General features: G+C 55.8%; 16 protein-coding genes and 4 pseudogenes. 9 read left to right on the forward strand and 11 right to left on the reverse strand.

The genetic code is table 11. The features are described from left to right. Nucleotides 1-28 precede the first annotated feature (28 nt). The 3 genes from GLP52_RS19640 (at nt 29) to GLP52_RS02875 (ending at nt 2,221) form a co-directional block, all read left to right on the forward strand. A complete protein-coding gene (locus GLP52_RS19640; RefSeq protein ID WP_423837020.1) occupies nt 29-517 on the forward strand; it encodes a MarR family winged helix-turn-helix transcriptional regulator in 489 nt (162 codons plus the stop codon). A 216-nt stretch (nt 518-733) separates the two neighbouring features. After that, entirely contained in the window at nt 734-1,648 is a 915-nt protein-coding gene (locus GLP52_RS02870; protein ID WP_272903341.1) for an SMP-30/gluconolactonase/LRE family protein, read from the forward strand. 423 nt (nt 1,649-2,071) lie between these two features. After that, nucleotides 2,072-2,221 carry a hypothetical protein gene (locus tag GLP52_RS02875; RefSeq protein ID WP_237271517.1) on the forward strand — a complete coding sequence of 50 codons (150 nt, stop codon included), beginning with the start codon at nt 2,072-2,074 and terminating at the stop codon, nt 2,219-2,221. Here GLP52_RS02875 and GLP52_RS02880 read toward each other — a convergent pair. The 5 genes and pseudogenes from GLP52_RS02880 to GLP52_RS02895 all read right to left on the reverse strand — a co-directional run. Further along, a pseudogene (locus tag GLP52_RS02880) lies at nt 2,209-2,370 on the reverse strand (transposase domain-containing protein); the annotation flags it as partial. The gene GLP52_RS02875 and the pseudogene GLP52_RS02880 sit on opposite strands and share 13 nt — an antisense overlap. An 86-nt stretch (nt 2,371-2,456) precedes the next feature. Then, nucleotides 2,457-3,984, reverse strand: a pseudogene (gene tnpC / locus GLP52_RS02885) (IS66 family transposase). A 54-nt stretch (nt 3,985-4,038) separates the two neighbouring features. Beyond that, nucleotides 4,039-4,137 (reverse strand): hypothetical protein, encoded by a 99-nt coding sequence (locus tag GLP52_RS19645; RefSeq protein WP_443069442.1) that lies wholly within the window; start codon nt 4,135-4,137, stop codon nt 4,039-4,041. Then, nucleotides 4,112-4,393, reverse strand: a complete 282-nt coding sequence (gene tnpB / locus GLP52_RS02890) for an IS66 family insertion sequence element accessory protein TnpB (protein WP_237271234.1) — start codon at nt 4,391-4,393, stop codon at nt 4,112-4,114. The genes GLP52_RS19645 and tnpB (GLP52_RS02890) overlap by 26 nt, the downstream gene beginning before the upstream one ends. Continuing rightward, nucleotides 4,390-4,785, reverse strand: a complete 396-nt coding sequence (locus tag GLP52_RS02895; RefSeq protein WP_237271144.1) for a transposase — start codon at nt 4,783-4,785, stop codon at nt 4,390-4,392. Before GLP52_RS02895 ends, tnpB (GLP52_RS02890) begins: the two co-directional genes overlap by 4 nt. 110 nt (nt 4,786-4,895) lie before the next feature. On the opposite strand from GLP52_RS02895, the gene GLP52_RS02900 reads away from it, so the two are divergent. Then, nucleotides 4,896-5,231, forward strand: coding sequence for a transposase (locus GLP52_RS02900; protein ID WP_237273354.1), 336 nt, complete (start codon nt 4,896-4,898; stop codon nt 5,229-5,231). Nucleotides 5,232-5,252: 21 nt separating this feature from the next. Here GLP52_RS02900 and tnpC (GLP52_RS02905) read toward each other — a convergent pair. The 3 genes and pseudogenes from tnpC (GLP52_RS02905) to tnpA form a co-directional block, all read right to left on the reverse strand. Then, nucleotides 5,253-6,867 (reverse strand): annotated as a pseudogene (tnpC, locus tag GLP52_RS02905) (IS66 family transposase). A 62-nt stretch (nt 6,868-6,929) separates the two neighbouring features. Continuing rightward, the gene (tnpB, locus tag GLP52_RS02910; protein ID WP_219436718.1) at nt 6,930-7,277 is read right to left on the reverse strand and encodes an IS66 family insertion sequence element accessory protein TnpB; all 348 of its coding nucleotides are present in this window, start codon (nt 7,275-7,277) and stop codon (nt 6,930-6,932) included. Then, nucleotides 7,274-7,654 carry an IS66-like element accessory protein TnpA gene (tnpA, locus tag GLP52_RS02915; protein WP_219436719.1) on the reverse strand — a complete coding sequence of 127 codons (381 nt, stop codon included), beginning with the start codon at nt 7,652-7,654 and terminating at the stop codon, nt 7,274-7,276. The genes tnpB (GLP52_RS02910) and tnpA overlap by 4 nt, the downstream gene beginning before the upstream one ends. A 22-nt stretch (nt 7,655-7,676) precedes the next feature. Between tnpA and GLP52_RS19650 the strand changes: the two are divergent. The 4 genes and pseudogenes from GLP52_RS19650 to GLP52_RS02935 all read left to right on the forward strand — a co-directional run. Beyond that, nucleotides 7,677-8,904 (forward strand): annotated as a pseudogene (locus GLP52_RS19650) (IS256 family transposase); the annotation flags it as partial. A 503-nt stretch (nt 8,905-9,407) separates the two neighbouring features. Further along, nucleotides 9,408-10,163 (forward strand): glycosyltransferase family 25 protein, encoded by a 756-nt coding sequence (locus GLP52_RS02925; protein ID WP_237271519.1) that lies wholly within the window; start codon nt 9,408-9,410, stop codon nt 10,161-10,163. Further along, entirely contained in the window at nt 10,151-11,212 is a 1,062-nt protein-coding gene (locus GLP52_RS02930) for a glycosyltransferase (protein ID WP_237271520.1), read from the forward strand. The genes GLP52_RS02925 and GLP52_RS02930 overlap by 13 nt, the downstream gene beginning before the upstream one ends. A 4-nt stretch (nt 11,213-11,216) precedes the next feature. Beyond that, a complete protein-coding gene (locus tag GLP52_RS02935; RefSeq protein ID WP_237271521.1) occupies nt 11,217-11,969 on the forward strand; it encodes a glycosyltransferase family 25 protein in 753 nt (250 codons plus the stop codon). Between the two features lie 103 nt (nt 11,970-12,072). Here the strand turns inward: GLP52_RS02935 and GLP52_RS02940 are convergent, their stop codons facing one another. Then, nucleotides 12,073-13,083, reverse strand: coding sequence for a phosphotransferase (locus GLP52_RS02940; protein ID WP_237271522.1), 1,011 nt, complete (start codon nt 13,081-13,083; stop codon nt 12,073-12,075). Between the two features lie 379 nt (nt 13,084-13,462). Here GLP52_RS02940 and GLP52_RS02945 point away from each other — a divergent pair, with 379 nt between their 5' ends. Beyond that, entirely contained in the window at nt 13,463-15,124 is a 1,662-nt protein-coding gene (locus tag GLP52_RS02945; RefSeq protein WP_237271523.1) for a Hint domain-containing protein, read from the forward strand. Nucleotides 15,125-15,192: 68 nt separating this feature from the next. Here the strand turns inward: GLP52_RS02945 and GLP52_RS02950 are convergent, their stop codons facing one another. Together GLP52_RS02950 and GLP52_RS02955 are read right to left on the reverse strand one after the other, a co-directional pair. Beyond that, nucleotides 15,193-15,516, reverse strand: a complete 324-nt coding sequence (locus GLP52_RS02950) for a YnfA family protein (RefSeq protein ID WP_093733673.1) — start codon at nt 15,514-15,516, stop codon at nt 15,193-15,195. Then, complete coding sequence (locus GLP52_RS02955) at nt 15,516-15,941, reverse strand: MerR family transcriptional regulator (RefSeq protein ID WP_237271524.1); 426 nt, start codon at nt 15,939-15,941, stop codon at nt 15,516-15,518. Before GLP52_RS02955 ends, GLP52_RS02950 begins: the two co-directional genes overlap by 1 nt. Nucleotides 15,942-16,132: the final 191 nt, after the last annotated feature.

The following is a 16,132-nucleotide window of genomic DNA, read 5'->3' on the forward strand; positions in this document are numbered from 1 at the left end:
AACGAGTTTAACCTGAATCGAAAGTTTGATGGACAAAAAATCGTGGGCAAGAATTCGAACGCCGGGGTACCAAATTCGGCGTTTACACCAGTTATCAGTCGCCGTTTTTCTGGATTGCTTGCAGCACGTTAACTTGACGCCAATCCAATATACGATCCTTGTGATAATCGATATGGAGCCCGGAGTTGAGCAAACGAGCATTGCATCTCGAGCTGGATTAGATGCCTCGACTGTCGCCGACGTAGTGAAGCGGCTAGTAAAGCACGGTATGATCAAACGAGAAGTTGGGATCAGAGATAAACGATCTCGTGTAGCGTTTATAACTTCGTCCGGCAAAGCAGCTATCACGGATGCCGCGCCCCTTATTGAAGATGCTATTCAGAGTATGCTCTCGCCGTTGGCCATTGATGAGCAACAGAACTTCCTAAGTATGATAGATCGAATCCTTATACACAATACGTCTGAGAAATTGGTATCGACTGACGGAAGGCCTTGGCAACGTGAATTGAGGTCGTGAAGCAAAGAAGTGATATGCGAAAATGATTTAGTGTTTAGTGCCGCACAGTTTGATCGGTATCCGTGTCAGGATTACTGGGGGTCGTGCCTGGCATTTTAATAAACGGCGTGTGGAGTTTCTCTATCAAGATAACAGTGTAGTACTCGCATACCCGTTAATTATCTGAGTTTATTACCCGTTAATAAATGCAAGAACTTGTAAAAAGGGCGATTTAATATGAAGCTTACTAAAGTTTGCGAGGGTCTAGACTTTCCGGAGGGACCAATAACTATGGCTGACGGCACGGTCATTTTAGTCGAAATCCGTGGTCAGACACTATCTCGCGTAGACCCCGAGGGTAAGATCGATGTTATCGCAAAGCTCGGGGGAGGGCCAAACGGTGCCGCCGTCGGTCCTGATGGTATGATATATGTCTGCAATAACGGCGGCTTTGTTTGGACCGAGGCAGATGGCATCAGGCGTCCGATTGGAACTCCAGATGACTATAAAGGAGGGTCAATCCAACGAGTGGATCCTAGTAACGGCTCTGTCGAAACGATTTATGAAAGCTGTGAAGGTCAGCCGCTCAGAGGGCCAAATGATATCGTCTTCGATACGAATGGAGGCTTCTACTTCACGGATCTTGGCAAGTCGACATCGACCTATGTGCACCACGGTGCATTTTACTATGCCAAGACTGATGGCAGTCATATAGCTCGGGTTCATTCACCGATGATCACACCTAATGGAATCGGGCTTTCCCCAGATAACAGGACGGTTTACGTCGCTGAAACGAAGACCAGTCGAATATGGAGCTTTGACCTTGTCGCGCCAGGAGAAATTGGACCGCTATCATTCGATATGCCCGGTAGACTGGTTGCAACGCTGCCTGACTACCAGCTGCTCGATAGCTTGGCTGTTCAGGCGGATGGTAAGATATGCGTCGCAACGCTGATGCGCGGCGGTATCAGCATAGTGTGCCCCGAAAGCGGCGAAGTCGAGTTCGCCGAGGTGGAGGGGGACCCCTATACCACAAACATTTGCTTTGGCGGAGAGGACATGTGCGATGCATGGATTACGGCTTCAGGAACCGGATGTCTTTATCATGCGAGATGGAAGTCACCAGGCCTCCGTTTGAATTATAACGGGTGAAAGGGAGCTATCTTGATTTCACTGCGAGATGGTATTGTGTCGCAAACGGCCCAAAGCGGACATTCAGACCTGGCTCCGATGCCGCACCGCGGCTTCCCCAGGCCGTCCATTCACGCATCGTGCAGCATTCTCGATTGGTGAAAGTTAGATGCGCGGACGAAGGATTAGTTCGCGGGACAAGCGCAAATGAACATTTTTCGTGCGCCAGCGTCTTGTCAATACCTATTAAGATGGAAACATGACCGGCGGAGGGGAGCCTATGCATGGCTGGGACAGCTCAGGTGAGTAGTTCGTTTCCCGCAACTTTCATGGAAATGAAATGCAAGTTAGTCAATTTCTTCGATTTCGAGTACCTTGAGAGAGAGTGTCCGATCTTCTGTGTAACTGCGATCTGGTCCATGCTTCCTGAGAGGAGCAAGGACGATGACCATATCCAAGGAACTGCTGGACGAACTACTGAAGGGCTGCGAGCGGCCTGAAGACCTGCTTGGCGATGCCGGGCTAATGAAAGAGCTCAAGATTAAGCTGATGGAACGTAACCGCACCATTGATACCGCAGCTTATGCAGCTTGACTGTTCTCGGTATCCGCTGGTGCCCAGTTCCAAGGCAGCAACTCGTCCAGCCGGTTGATCTTGTGATCGTGGATGCGGTCGAGGACATCGGCAAGGTAGGCCTGCGGATCAAGGCCGTTCAGCTTGGCGGTTTCGATGATGGTCAGTATCCGTCCGGTGTGACTGCCATGCCTACGAGATGGAGTGGGTGATAGTGTCCACTATCGGTAGTGGGTAAGCGGTGCGCCGATCCCACCTATTTAGCGTAATTCCATGGTAGCAGATCGTTGATCTGGCTTTGTTTGTGGCCTGCGACGATGGCAGTGAACGTATCGGCCAGATAGGCATGCGGATCGACACTGTTCAATTTGCAGGTCTCGATCAAGGAAGCGATGACGCCCCAGTTTGAGGCTCCGGCGTCGTGGCCAGCGAAGAGTGCGTTCTTGCGGTTCAGAGCGATGGGACGGATCGTGCGTTCCACTGCGTTACTGTCCATTTCGATGCGGCCGTCAGTCAGAAACAGGCACAGTCCATCCCAGTATTTTGCGATGTATTTGAGAGCTTCGCCCAAAGGGGCTTTGGCAGACAGCCGCGCGCGGTTGGTCGTGAGCCACTCCTCAAACGCGACGATCAACGGTGCCGATTGGTCTTGCCGTGCTGCCAATCGCACCTCGGGTGCCAGACCCCGGATATCCTTTTCGATCAGGTAGAGCGCAGCGATCTGTTTCAGCCCGTCTTCGGCGATGGGGGCAGTGCCAGATTGTGCAACTTCGTGCAGTTTGCGGCGTGCGTGGGCCCAGCAGTAGGCCAAGACGACATTGTCATCGGCGCGTTTGAGTAAGCGGTTATACCCGGCATATCCGTCCACTTGGAGGATGCCAGAGAAGCCTTTCAAAATGTCATCTGCATATTGGCCGGAACGCCCGGGCGCATATGTAAAGGCAACGCCCGGTGGTGCCGCTCCACACCAAGCCCTATCATCGCGGGCCAGTGCCCAGAAGTAACCAGTTTTGGTTTTACGTCTACCCGGATCAAGCACTGGTGCTCTTGTTTCATCCATGAAGAGTTTGGTTGAGCATTTGAGGTCAGCCATTAACGCATCGAAGACAGGGCGTAGCTCATAGGCCGCTTTGCCAACCCATCCCGCGAGGGTGGAGCGATCCAGATCGATCCCTTGGCGGCTGTAAATCTGTGCCTGGCGATACAGTGGCAGGTGATCCGCATATTTGCTGACAAGAACATGCGCCACCGTTGCCTCTGTCGGCATGCCGCCTGGGATCAGGCGCGCTGGTGCAGGCGCTTGCACCACACCATTGGTGCAGGATCGGCAAGCATACTTTGGGCGGCGGGTGACGATCACACGGAACTGGGCGGGGATGATGTCGAGGCGCTCAGACGTGTCCTCACCAATTACATGGCGCTCACCACCGCAGCCGCAGGTCATATTATCGGGCGCAATTACCTCTTCAATGCGGGGCAGATGCTTTGGCAGTGACCCACGATTGGTGTTGCGCGGTTTTGCCGAGCGCGATGCAGGCGGATCAAGCGCTTCGTCTTCAGCATGAACCATAGCCATCGAGGTTTCAATGTCTTCAAGTGACAGCTCAAATTGCTCGGGATCGGCCTTCTCAGACTTTGCGCCAAACAGCGCACGTTTGAAGTCAGATACCAGTTTCTCCAACTGATCAATACGATCCTGCTTGCGCAGATTGCGATCCTCTGAGGCGACAAGCAACGCCTTCCAGGGCCTCAACATCATTAGGGAGATCAACTGGTTTTGACATGGGGAATGACTACCATTTCCTGCAGCTCAACACCTCTGCAAAAGACAGCCTGATTCACTCTGCCGCAGTCGGCGGACGCACTGATAAAGCCCTTACTTTGCGCCAGTCTAAACCCGAGAAAAGTGCTTCAAACTGGGCATGGTTTAGCGACATCAGACCATCTTTGATAGCGGGCCACGTGAAGGTTTGTTCCTCCAATCTTTTTGTAAGCCATGACCAAACCAGTGCCGTCCCAATACAGCAACTTCAGCCGATCTGCCCGCTTTGAGCGGAACACAAAAACTATCCCGGTGAACGGGTCCTTGCGCAACTCGTTTTTGACAAGCGCTGCCAGCCCATCATGACCCTTGCGGAAGTCCACCGGCTTGGTCGCGACAACGATCCTCACTCGGTTTGATGGGAACATCATGAGAGCGCATTCAAGGCGCGGGCAATCTCGGCAATGCGCGCCGCCGATGTGCCTGCATCCAATCGCACAGTGACACTCCCACAAATCAGATCCAACGGCGACGGCGGCTCAGGGTCAGGTGTCGCCTCAACATCTTCGCGCACAACCAACGCTGCAAAGCTTGGTTCCTCGGTCACAGCGGGCAGAACCAGTTTGCCCTCGCGCGCCATGCGTCGCCATTCCGATAAATGATTGGCCCGCATGTCATACCGCCGTGCCACAGCGCCAACTGTCGCACCTTCCACCAACGTCTCGGCCACGATCTGTGCCTTCACCGCATCCGGCCAACGGCGGTGACCACGCGGCCCCACCACCAAATCAATGTTACTGAGAAACTCCGTTGAGCGCTCCATGGAGAAACTCCCTGATAATCCATCCGTCAGGGCTGAATCTCAGATCGGGGACTCACAAGGAAGGTGGGGTGGGCGCACCGCTTACGGTAGTGGACATCTTGAGGTTGGTTATGGCGGGAAAGAAGGGCTTGAAGAAGCGTGTCTGGTCGGATGACGAGAAGCGCACGATTTGCGCGCAGACGCTGACAGAGGGCGTTTCCGTTGCACAGGTTGCGCGACGCTATTCCATGAACGCGAACCTGATTTTCAAGTGGCTGAAAGACCCTCGATTTGCTCCTGTAGAGGGCGGCGTATCTACCGCTGATGCCGTGGTTGAGAGCATTTTCCTCCCCATCGAGATTGATGCGCCACCGCTGGAAAGCGCCGATCCTGCGCGTGACATGAGAGATCCGCCTTGTTGCGTCAGCGCGCAGCGCGTGGACATCACGCTGTCGGATGGACGGTAACCGCACCATTGATACCGCAGCTTATGCAGCTTGACTGTTCTCGGTATCCGCTGGTGCCCAGTTCCAAGGCAGCAACTCGTCCAGCCGGTTGATCTTGTGATCGTGGATGCGGTCGAGGACATCGGCAAGGTAGGCCTGCGGATCAAGGCCGTTCAGCTTGGCGGTTTCGATGATGGTCATGGCGCGTGAGAGAGTTTCTGCGCCTGTGTCTGCCCCTGCAAAGAGCCAGTTTTTCCGTCCTACTCCAATTGGGCGCAGGGCACGTTCAGCGGGGTTGTTGTCTATTGCTACACGCCCGTCGGTCAGGAACAGGCTGAAGGCGTCTCGACGGCTCAGACCATAGCGGAACGCTTTAGCCAAATCACTCTTGCCCGGAATGCCCAGGAGTTGCTGTTCTGACCAGACGAAGAAGGCTGTGACCTTTGGCTGGCTCAGCTTTTGGCGCGCGGCATATCGGGCGTCCGCAGCTTTGCCGTTGATGTCGCGCTCGATATCGTAGAGCTTTCCGATCCGGTCGAGCGCCTCGCGGGCGATCTCGGACTTGGTTGATGTCCAGAAGTCATGGAAGTCGCGCCGCAGATGGGCCCAACAGGCCGCTTCTCGTAAACGCGGCACGCCACCCGTATCAGGCAGGTAAAGCTTGGCATAGCCTTTGTAACCGTCCGCCTGAAGGATGCCACGTGCATCCGCCAGATGGCTGAGAACGTGCTCTTCCTTCCAGTTCGGTGCAAATCGATAGACGGCCCCCGGTGGCGATGCCCCCGCCCAAGGACGTTGGTCGCGCACATAGGCCCAGATCCGGCCTTGCTTGACCCCTTTGCCAAGACCCTTGTCGCGCTTTGAGCGGTCCAGCACCCGGATCGGTGTGTCATCTGCGTGCAGCAGGTCGCTGCCCATGATGTCAGCCTCAATCCGTTCAATCAACGGCGACAAGGTCTTCATGGAGCGTCCGCACCAGCCGACCAGCGTGCTTTCGGGGATGTCCGCGCCCATACGCTCGAAGATCTCGTGCTGGCGATAGAGTGGAAGGTGATCGTCAAACTTGGAGACCAGAATATGCGCAAGCAGGTTTGGCCCCGCCATGCTGCCCGGGATCGGGCGGCTCGGTGCGGGTTCCTGCACCATCTTCTCACAGCGACGACAGGACTTCTTGATCCGGGCGATCTGGATGACCTTCATCTGCGCAGCGATCATATCCAGCAGTTCGCTGACATCCTCACCTACCACACGTAGATCGCCGCCACAGTCCGGGCAGCAGCTACCGGGGTCCAGTTCGCGGCGTTCGCGCGTGGTCGCATCTGAGACACGTGGCCGACGGCGCAAAGCGGGCGCATCGGCAGTGTCTGGTGATGGTTCATCATGCCCTTCGTCGATGAGGCCATCGTCCCCTTCGGCAACAGCCACAAGCAGGTCTTCCAGTGCCAGTTCCAGCTGCTCAATTTCGCGTTCGATCTTTTTCCGAAGATTTGCCAAAAGCCAGTTTCTGCAACTTGGCGATCCGCAAGCGCAGCGCCTGAACCAGTTGATCATGGACCCGTAAAGTGGCCGATATCTTGGCATTCTCAGCCTGCAAAGCAGCGATCATTGCCTTCAAAATGGTAGGGTCATCAGGGAGGTTTTGCGTATCAATGGACATGGGTAAACCTACCATACCCAGTGCATAGGCACCATAAAAACAAAGCTATTCAGACGTGTAATTCACCCGACGCGAGCCGGTGGTGCGCCCCAATCCGGCCTGCGCCAATCCATGCCTTCCCACAACATCGCCAGTTGCGCGGAGGTCAGTCGCGCCGCACCCTCTGTCGCGGTAGGCCAAGGAAAGCGGCCCCGTTCAAGCACTTTGTAATAGAGGCAAAAGCCCTGACCATCCCAGAACAAAAGCTTGATCCGGTCACCCCTGCGCCCGCGGAAGGCAAACACTGCGCCACTGGTCGGCTTCTGGCGCAAAACATCCTGCGTCAGCGCCGACAGGCCTGCGATGCCCTTCCTCATATCTGTGACACCACAAGCCAAATACACACGAACGCCAGTCCCGGGACCGATCATGCCGCCTCCACCGCTCGGATCAACTGCACCAGCGCGCCTGGGTCCATTGTGCTGTCAAAGCAGAGGCAGCGTCCACTGCGCAAACGCAGTTCTATTGATGTGGGCTCCGATAGGTTAGGTGCCAGATCAGGTATGACTGGAACGCAAGGATCAGGCGCGACATCCAAAGGGATAAAGAGCGCCCCATCGTCTGGAGACCAAAGCCCCTTCTTCTTCAGATCATGTCGCCAGGCATAAAGCTGCTGGCGAGTTACATCATGGCGCTGCGCAACTTGCGTCACCGAGGCACCATCAACCCCGACCGACATGATGATCCCGATCTTCTCATCATCGCTCCATCGCCGCCGACGCTCAAACCCCAGAACTTCACCCCGCATCACACACCCCGCCTAAGACACGTCGTTAACGACGTCATTAAACACGTCTCTTAGAACAAAAGGCCAGGATCAGGCAGGCGGTGCCAATCGAGCGGTTACGATGGAACGGATGCTCGGGGCTGAGCTGACTGCACATCTGGGCTATGAAGACGGAAAAGATGCCCCGCCTGATCAGGCCAACCGTCGCAACGGCTCATCCGCTAAGAAATTGAAGGGGCAAGACGGCGAACTGCCTATCACTGTGCCGCGGGACCGGGACGGCAGCTTCGAGCCTGAACTGGTGAAGAAGGGACAGACCCGCATTGATGGGATGGATGACAAGATCATTGGCCTCTACGCAGCCGGTCTGACGGTCCGCGATATCCGTGCTCATCTTGAGGACGTCTATGGCCTGCAAGTTTCGCCAGACTTGATCAGCCGCGTGACCGATGCGGTGCTGGATGAGGTTCGGGAATGGCAGTCCCGGGCGCTGGACCGGATGTATCCCATCGTCATTTTTGACGCTCTACGGGTCAAAATCCGTGACGCCCCTCTCGGGACATTGCTTCGCAATGCCCTGCCGTGCAGTGGATAGCCGCATGGTCAAGAACAAAGCCGTCTACGTGGCCCTTGGCGTCAGCAAGGATGGCGTGCGCGAGGTTCTCGGTCTTTGGATCGCTGACAACGAGGGCGCCAAATTTTGGCTCTCCGTGATGACAGAGCTTAAGAACCGTGGGCTGCAAGACATCCTGATTGCGGTCGTGGACGGACTCAAGGGTTTCCCTGACGCCATCACTGCAGCCTTTCCGGACACGGCCGTGCAAACGTGCATTGTCCATCTCGTGCGCCACTCGTTGAACTTCTGTGCCTGGAAAGATCGCAAGGAAGTGGCCGCTGATCTACGGCGGATTTACAGCGCCCCTACAGCCGATCAAGCTGGTTTGGAGTTGGATGCCTTCGAGGAAAAATGGGCCGGAAAATATGCCTCCATCGCACCGGCCTGGCGCAGGGCTTGGCAGGAAGTGATCCCGTTCTTTGCTTTTGATCCCGCCATCCGAAAGATCATCTACACCACCAACGCAATTGAAAGCTTGAACCGTGTAATCCGCAAATCGATTAAGACGCGGGGATCGTTCCCGACCGAAGGCGCAGCCACGAAGCTGATCTACTTGGCGATCCGCAAGTTTGAGAAAGGCGGCCGAAATGTTCGAGAATGGTTTGCGGCCCGCAATCATTTCGCCATAATGTTTGAGGATCGCTTAAATGCGTGACTGTATCTAAAACCCGCATGGGCCAGACCAGATACACAAAGTTCATGACACTCCCGCCTCATTCCCTAAAAGGCACCCAATATAACAATTTGCAGGGATAGCTACTGCACAATGAAAGTCTTAGGCGCCAAACAGCTGACGTCGTAAACTGTTTCGATATCCAATGGAACACCTTCGCATCTCCAAAAGCATTCTCTGCGTCGCCGCTGTCACCTTTCCACCCTCAATCGGACACGTATGGACCCTTGCGATTGATGTGGTTACATATAGCAAAGTTGCTTGATATCTTGACGGCAAAGCCGCTGATGCGCGATCGGAATTGTTTGTGGCACAGCGTTGATAATATTTGCGTCGCATCGACGGTATGGATGAGGATTGGAGCACAGTAATGGTTGATATGACTAAATCCGCAGAGCAGGCGATGGTTGCGGATAGTCGCGCCCGCGCATGCACCGATGCGGCACGCATCCACGAGAACCTCCAGTCAAGCGGGAACGCATAAGATGTGGCCGTCCTATGTGATTAACCTTGCTGACAACACCGCCCGTCTTGACGCGGTTACCAAAATTATGACCGCACAGGATATTGCCTTCGAGCGGGTCGAAGGCGTGAATGGCTGGGCCTTAACCGAGGCCGAGATTGCCCGAACCTACGACGCCAAGCGCAACGCCAAAGAGGGACGCCACCCGTTGGTACCGGCTGAAATCGGGTGTTACCTGTCGCATATCGCCGCGTGGCAGCGCATTGCAGACGGTGACGCTGCAGGGGGATTCATCTTTGAAGATGATTTCGACGCAACAGCGCAGCTTGGCCCCGTTTTAAGGGCGCTGAGCGCCGACGCAGCCGGCGACTGGGACATGACTAAACTGTTCACTTTGGATACAGACGTAGAGCTTTGCGACGCACGGACATTGCTTGATGATGTCCAGATCGGCACGCCCTACCGTGTGCCAACCTGCCTGATAGGGTATGCGCTCACCAAAAGCGCGGCTGCGCGTTTGGTTGCACAGGCCTTGCCTTTTTTCCGCCCCGTAGATGAAGACCAAAAGTTTGTCTGGGAAACCGGGCTGCGCGTTTCTTTGGTTTTGCCGCCGCCTGTGGTACTTGGGGATCAGCAGACCGTGACCGGAACAGTCGGAAGGGCGCGGCGCACGGCGCGGCGCGGCGGTTTCGTTCAATTTCTGCACCGCGCACGTTACGCGCTGAGGTATCGCCTTGCTTTGGCGCGCCATAGACGGCGTGAAGGATGGCGCACGTGACCGCGGCCAAGACCAGGGAGCCACGGGTTCTCCATATTCACTTTGGTAAAGAAGGTGGCGCCGAACGGTTCTTTGTGAACCTTGCCCAGGCCTTTGCCGAACGGGGCGTCGAGCAGCGTTTCATTATCCGGCCTAACCGCAGTTGGGAGCCCGAGATATCCCCGCTTGGTCCGGTGATACGCAATAATTTCAGCCGCATCTCGCCGATGTCTCTTGTCGCGCATTATCAAGCTGACCGTTGGGTGAAAAGCTGGAAGCCAGACGCCGTGATGGCATGGATGCCACGGGCGGGCCGGCTTTTGCACAGCTGGCCTGATACGGTAAAGCTTGCCCGGATGGGGGACTTTCCGCAAAACCTCAAGCATTTTGGCAAGTGCGACCTGCTGGTCGGCAATCTGCCCGGCATCGCAACGCGGTGTCGGGATCTTGGCTGGACCAAGCCTGTGCTGACAATCTCTAACTTTGCGCGGGACATCACCCCAGTCGCGATTGACCGCGCCAGCCTGAACACGCCCGAGGACGCTTTTGTCGTGGCCGCGAGCGGGCGCTTTGTGCCACGCAAGGGGTTTGATGTGCTGATACGGGCTGTGGCAAAGCTGCCTGGGGCTCATCTGTGGTTGTTGGGCGATGGTCGGGAACGCGGCAACCTCGAGGCGTTAGCACGCGAACTTGGCATGGCAGAACGGGTTCATTTTACCGGCTGGGTATCCGAGCCCTTTCACGTCGTGGCCGCCGCCGATGCTTTCGTTATGCCCTCGCGCCATGAACCGCTTGGCAACACTCTTTTGGAGGCTTGGAAAGTCGGCGTGCCGACCGTTGCCACCCGGTCTGAAGGGCCGGATTGGTATATGCGGGATGGCATTGACGGTATTGTAACCGAAATCGACGATCATGATGCGATTGCGGCAGGTTTGGCGCGCATCCGCGATGATAAAACGCTCGCGGCGTCTTTTGTGGCTGGCGCGCGCGCGCGTCTGGACCAGTACTTTAGCAAATCAGCGATTGTGGATGCCTATCTAAAAGTCTTCTCTGGCGACTTCAGCGGTTAGGCTGATGCGCGCGCTTGTCATCAATCTTGCCCGTGAAACGCAACGGTTGGCATTTCAGCGCGGCCAGGCTGAACGGCTGGGTTTAGGGCTGGATGTGGTTCCCGCGATAGGCGTGGCGCAGCTGCCAAGCCTTGCGAATGATCTGGAATGGAGCCGCTGGCAAAGACCTTTACGAGATGTCGAAAAAGCGTGCCTTTTGTCGCATCGGTCTGCGTGGCAGCGGGTTGTCGCAGCGGACGAGCCGATCCTCATACTGGAAGATGACGCGTGGCTTATGCCTTCTGTCGCCCCGTTTCTTGCCCAAGCCATGCAGATTAAGGACATAGAACACCTGAGCCTCGAAACACGTGGCCGTAAAAAGCTGTTGGGGGCGGCGCATCCGCAGATGTCAGACTTGCGGCGGCTGTGGCTCGACCGAAGCGGGGCCGCCGCGTATGTCCTTTGGCCCGAAGGGGCGCGTAAACTTCTTGAGCGGTCGGCGAAAGTGCCGGCGCTCGCAGACGCCGTGATCGTAGAAACCCCCCAGCTCAAGCGCTGGCAGGCCGCCCCTGCACAAGCCATCCAAATCGATATGGCGTCACGGTATGGGCTCACGCCTCCTATTCCGGTGAGCAGCGCAATTTCTAGCGTGGCGCGACCTGTGCAGGGCGGCACCCGTCATCGGGTCAGGCGATATATGCGGCAATTGGCGATGGGAGCGGTCATGCTGCGCCCGGGCACCGAACGTCTTGAACTTTGGCCGCAGCTAGAGGGCTAGACGCTCTGCCAAGCTGCGCAAGGGACAGCGCAATGACATGACGCGGCCGCAGGCCCGAGCGTGCCGATGCGCATAATCGCTACGCGTCATCGGCACCTCTACCTCAGAGCATCTTTGCTGAAGTGCTCAGCTTTGCAAGCCAGGGTGTCAAAGATTGGGTGCTTTGATCTTGAGCTGCGAAAAATTCTGCATTCTTCATGCAGTTCGCAAGCAGCTCTTGGCTTACACCGATGCGATCATACCGTCTGGCGCGATCTGCATCGTACCACCCGAACTTTTGTTGCTGGTCTATGATGAGCAGACATCGCTGTATGGCCTGAAGCGCTGCGAACCTGAAGAAAACGGATCTATTTTGCTGCTTCAATACGCCGGTTTGCTCCAGAAGTTCGACCGATTTATCCGCGGTGAACGGCCAGAATTCGTCGGCGACAAGGAATGCAGTATCCTCCATCCCAATTCTGCGGCCGTAATCCTCCCAGTCGAACCATATGATCCTACCGTCGTCTGAAACGGCTGCGTTTCCTGGTCTGGCGTCCCATTTCACAAATTCTACGGGCAAGTCTAGAATGCTATGTGCGAGCGCGTTTTCATCGATTTCGGGGGCAGGGGCATCTAAGGCGTGTCCAAGACGCCGCGGCCCGGATGCGAAACGCAGTGCCCACGCCGGGCTGGTCGCAATTGAGGGGGTGTCGCGCAAAAAATCCTTTTGAATAGTCTGCTTTATACGCACCAGACTTTCGATCGCCGCAACGGCAAGGTCATCTCTGTGAGCGCCCGACCGGCGCAACAATGCGCTTGTCAAACGTCTGCTGCCCACATCGCTTTGAAATGTCCAGCCATCGTGCACACCGAGCAAAGTTGGAACGTCTGCCTCGGCCTGTGATAGATATTCTAGAATACGAATTTCTCTAAGCCGGCGTTTTGGGTCAGCGCGCCATGATGCGATGATCTGCCGGTCTTGAAAATGTATCCGGACGCTCGCCCGTTCCCGCCCTCCGGGGGCCGTTATTTTTTCTATGGGTTTACCGAAAAACGCCTCTGCGGCCAGTGCGGCGTGATCTGCAGACGGACGTTTCGATTTGGGATTTTTGCTCGGGTGGTCTGGCGTATTCACGTAATTTTCAACCTATACAGGTGGCAGGATGTAATGTATTAAGCTTGGGACAGAAAGTATCGATTGGCGACATTTATCCCTTTTATGGTTACGGCAGATGCATTTCGATGCTATTGTGTGTAAAATGGAAACGTTCCTTTTGGTGCCTCAAAAGTATCATAATTCGGCATGGGCGTTTTTTTTTGATTTAGTATCAGTGCCTTATAATTTAAGATACTTTTTTCGCCTCGTTAGATCTGGTCTGCTCATTTGAACGCTCTTGCGTGCTTTCATTGGCACGCTATAGATTAGTTTAACTCTCTACACCCTAGTTTTTTATTCCGCAGTCATGCTGCACAGTCACACCTAGTGTTTTTTAGGTTCAAAGGATGCTCCTCAAATGTCCGATATCGAAGGTAATAACCAAGACAACGTCATCAACGGCACTTCTAATGGTGACACCATCAACGCCAAAGACGGTGATGATACCGTCTTTGGTATGGCGGGAAATGACGATATCGATGGTGATGATGGCAATGACGTTATCTACGGCGGTGATGGCGATGACACCATCGACGGCGGCAAGGGGCAAGACACTGTTTACGGCGGCGCTGGCAACGATGAGATAACCGGAGGATCCGGTAGCGGGTCTGGGCATGGATCTGGTAGCGGATCCGGCAGCGGTGCTGGCGATAAACTCTATGGCGAAGCGGGCGATGATACCCTTTACGGCAGCAAGGGTGATGACCGTCTAGCAGGCGGTGATGGTGACGATTACATCAAGGCCGGTTCCGGAGATGATGTTGTTCTGGGGGGTAATGGGAACGACACGCTCTACGGTCAAAAGGGCGACGACAGCATTTCTGGCGGTAAAGGCGATGACCTGATCTACGGCGGATCGGGCGATGATGTCATCCGCGGAAACGATGGCGATGACACCATTAGCGGTGGATCCGGCGACGACATTATTTGCGGCGATGACGGTGACGATGTTATCTTCGGCGGCTCTGGTGCCGACAGCCTGTACGGCGGTGCCGGAGAGGATCTCATGTTTGGCGGCAAAGGCGGCTCTGGTTCCGGTTATGGCTCCGGCTCCGGTGGCGGGGGCGACTCCTTTTACGTCAGTCGGCAGGGCGGTGGTACCGACACCGTCTATGGTGGTGCCCCTGGGAGCAAGTATTTAAGCGGTGGTACAGGCGGCAGCGGCGGAAGCAAGAACCCTCCGTACGGGTCTGCGAGCGGACAAGACATAAACGACATCCTTTATGTCGAGGGTCCCGTGACGGTCACGCTCCAAAGCGGAGAGACCTTCACTTTGACGCCCGGTCAAATGCGTCAGATCGTAAACAAGCATGACGACATCGACGATGATCTTCAGGATGGCGGCGTTGTTCTCTTGGATGATGGCACGCGCGTAGTATTTGACGACATCGGTAAAATTGCTTCCGTTGAGGATGCCAGCCCGCCCCCTAAAGTCATCTGCTTTACCCCCGGCACGTTGATCGCAACGGACCGTGGTCAGGTGCGCGTAGAAGACATTCGCGAAGGCGATCGTCTGATTACCCGTGACAGCGGCTTGCAACCCGTTTGTTGGGTCGGATCGAAATCCCTTACTGCGCAGCACCTGCAAGCCCACCCCGAGCTGCGCCCTGTTCTAATTCAGGCTGGGTCGATTGCGCCCAACATCCCAGAAGTCGATATGTTGGTGTCGCCGAACCACAGAATGCTCATGACTGGCAGCTCCGTACAGATGATCATGTCGGAAACCGAAGTTCTGATCGCTGCGAAACATATGGCTGGAAAGGCCGGCATCACGACGGTCGAGTCGTATACTGGCGTGCATTACATTCACATCATGTGCGAACAACACCAAGTGATCCTGGCCGATGGCGCGTGGACTGAAAGCTTCCAGCCCGGAGATTATTCATTAGAAGGGCTGCACGACGCCCAGAGAAATGAAATCTTTACACTGTTCCCCGAGCTGCACTCTGCCGAAGGGCTGCAACAATTCCAATCAGCGCGGACGGTTGTCAAAAAGTTTGAAGCCCGACTTCTCATGTAAGAAGCGAGATAGCTGCTCTGACGGCGGTGACTTTACGGTCCTGCCGTCAGAGCCTTTGACCATGCGATCTATCCCGTGCGGGGTGCGAAAAGGATTAATCCTGCACCAAGAACGCACAAGCCCGCGCCAGCAACGTCCCAAAGATCCGGCCGCTGCTCTTCCACGACCCACATCCACACAAGTGATGCCGCGATATAGATACCGCCATAGGCTGCAAACGCCCGGCCGGCGAAACCGGCCTCTATCATCGCTAGCAAGCCCGCAAATACCACCAGACATAGCAGCCCCGGCATCAGCCATAGCGGCGACGCACCACGCCACCACGCCCAGACCGCAAAACACCCCGCGATCTCGGCCAAGGCCGCAAGCGGATAGAGCAGGGCGGCGGGCATCATGCGGCGGCTCCGTGGTCAGCAAGGCATTCCTCGTGATCGCGCAGCACCTCGAGAATGCGACAGTCGGCGACCCGATCCGCATTGCACGCTCCGATCATCCGCTGCAATTCAACGCGGAGTGCCTGGAGCCGCACAAGCCTTGCCTCGACTTCGCGGAGCTGCCTTTGGGCGATAGCATCGACCTCAGCGCAAGAACGTTCGGGCGAGTCTGACAGGCCCAAGAGCTCGCGGATCGCTTCAAGCGAAAAGCCAAGCTGGCGGGAATGGCGGATGAAGGCGAGGCGGTCTAGCTGGGTAATTCCGTACCGCCGCTGCCCGCCTTCGGTGCGATCGGGTTCAGGCATAAGACCAATCTGTTCGTAGTAGCGGATCGTTTGCACCTTGGTGCCGGTGCGCTTTGCCAATGTTCCGATGGCGAGCATGTCTGTTCTCCTTTATCCTACAGTCGTTGTAGGTTTTGGAGGCGCTCCGCGCAAGCCGGTGGTTCAAAGTGGCCCGTCAGCTGGGCACAAGGTGGGCGTCGCTGAATGGCCTTATGTCCCCAGTATTCCTATACTGGGGCCTGATAAAAAAATCTTAATCAACGCTTGAAGCTACAGTTTCTGTAGGTCGT

It is taken from the genome of Sulfitobacter sp. M22, from assembly GCF_021736025.1.
GTDB lineage: Bacteria > Pseudomonadota > Alphaproteobacteria > Rhodobacterales > Rhodobacteraceae > Sulfitobacter > Sulfitobacter litoralis.

Excerpts from the sequence above, each read along its gene's own strand:
- GLP52_RS19640 (WP_423837020.1), top strand. The coding sequence starts at position 29 with ATGGACAAAAAATCGTGGGCAAGAATTCGAACGCCGGGGTACCAAATT.
- GLP52_RS02870 (WP_272903341.1), top strand. The coding sequence starts at position 734 with ATGAAGCTTACTAAAGTTTGCGAGGGTCTAGACTTTCCGGAGGGACCA.
- GLP52_RS02875 (WP_237271517.1), top strand. The coding sequence starts at position 2,072 with ATGACCATATCCAAGGAACTGCTGGACGAACTACTGAAGGGCTGCGAG.
- GLP52_RS19645 (WP_443069442.1), bottom strand. The coding sequence starts at position 4,137 with ATGTCGCTAAACCATGCCCAGTTTGAAGCACTTTTCTCGGGTTTAGAC.
- tnpB (WP_237271234.1), bottom strand. The coding sequence starts at position 4,393 with ATGATGTTCCCATCAAACCGAGTGAGGATCGTTGTCGCGACCAAGCCG.
- GLP52_RS02895 (WP_237271144.1), bottom strand. The coding sequence starts at position 4,785 with ATGGAGCGCTCAACGGAGTTTCTCAGTAACATTGATTTGGTGGTGGGG.
- GLP52_RS02900 (WP_237273354.1), top strand. The coding sequence starts at position 4,896 with ATGGCGGGAAAGAAGGGCTTGAAGAAGCGTGTCTGGTCGGATGACGAG.
- tnpB (WP_219436718.1), bottom strand. The coding sequence starts at position 7,277 with ATGATCGGTCCCGGGACTGGCGTTCGTGTGTATTTGGCTTGTGGTGTC.
- tnpA (WP_219436719.1), bottom strand. The coding sequence starts at position 7,654 with ATGCGGGGTGAAGTTCTGGGGTTTGAGCGTCGGCGGCGATGGAGCGAT.
- GLP52_RS02925 (WP_237271519.1), top strand. The coding sequence starts at position 9,408 with ATGTGGCCGTCCTATGTGATTAACCTTGCTGACAACACCGCCCGTCTT.
- GLP52_RS02930 (WP_237271520.1), top strand. The coding sequence starts at position 10,151 with ATGGCGCACGTGACCGCGGCCAAGACCAGGGAGCCACGGGTTCTCCAT.
- GLP52_RS02935 (WP_237271521.1), top strand. The coding sequence starts at position 11,217 with ATGCGCGCGCTTGTCATCAATCTTGCCCGTGAAACGCAACGGTTGGCA.
- GLP52_RS02945 (WP_237271523.1), top strand. The coding sequence starts at position 13,463 with ATGTCCGATATCGAAGGTAATAACCAAGACAACGTCATCAACGGCACT.
- GLP52_RS02950 (WP_093733673.1), bottom strand. The coding sequence starts at position 15,516 with ATGCCCGCCGCCCTGCTCTATCCGCTTGCGGCCTTGGCCGAGATCGCG.
- GLP52_RS02955 (WP_237271524.1), bottom strand. The coding sequence starts at position 15,941 with ATGCTCGCCATCGGAACATTGGCAAAGCGCACCGGCACCAAGGTGCAA.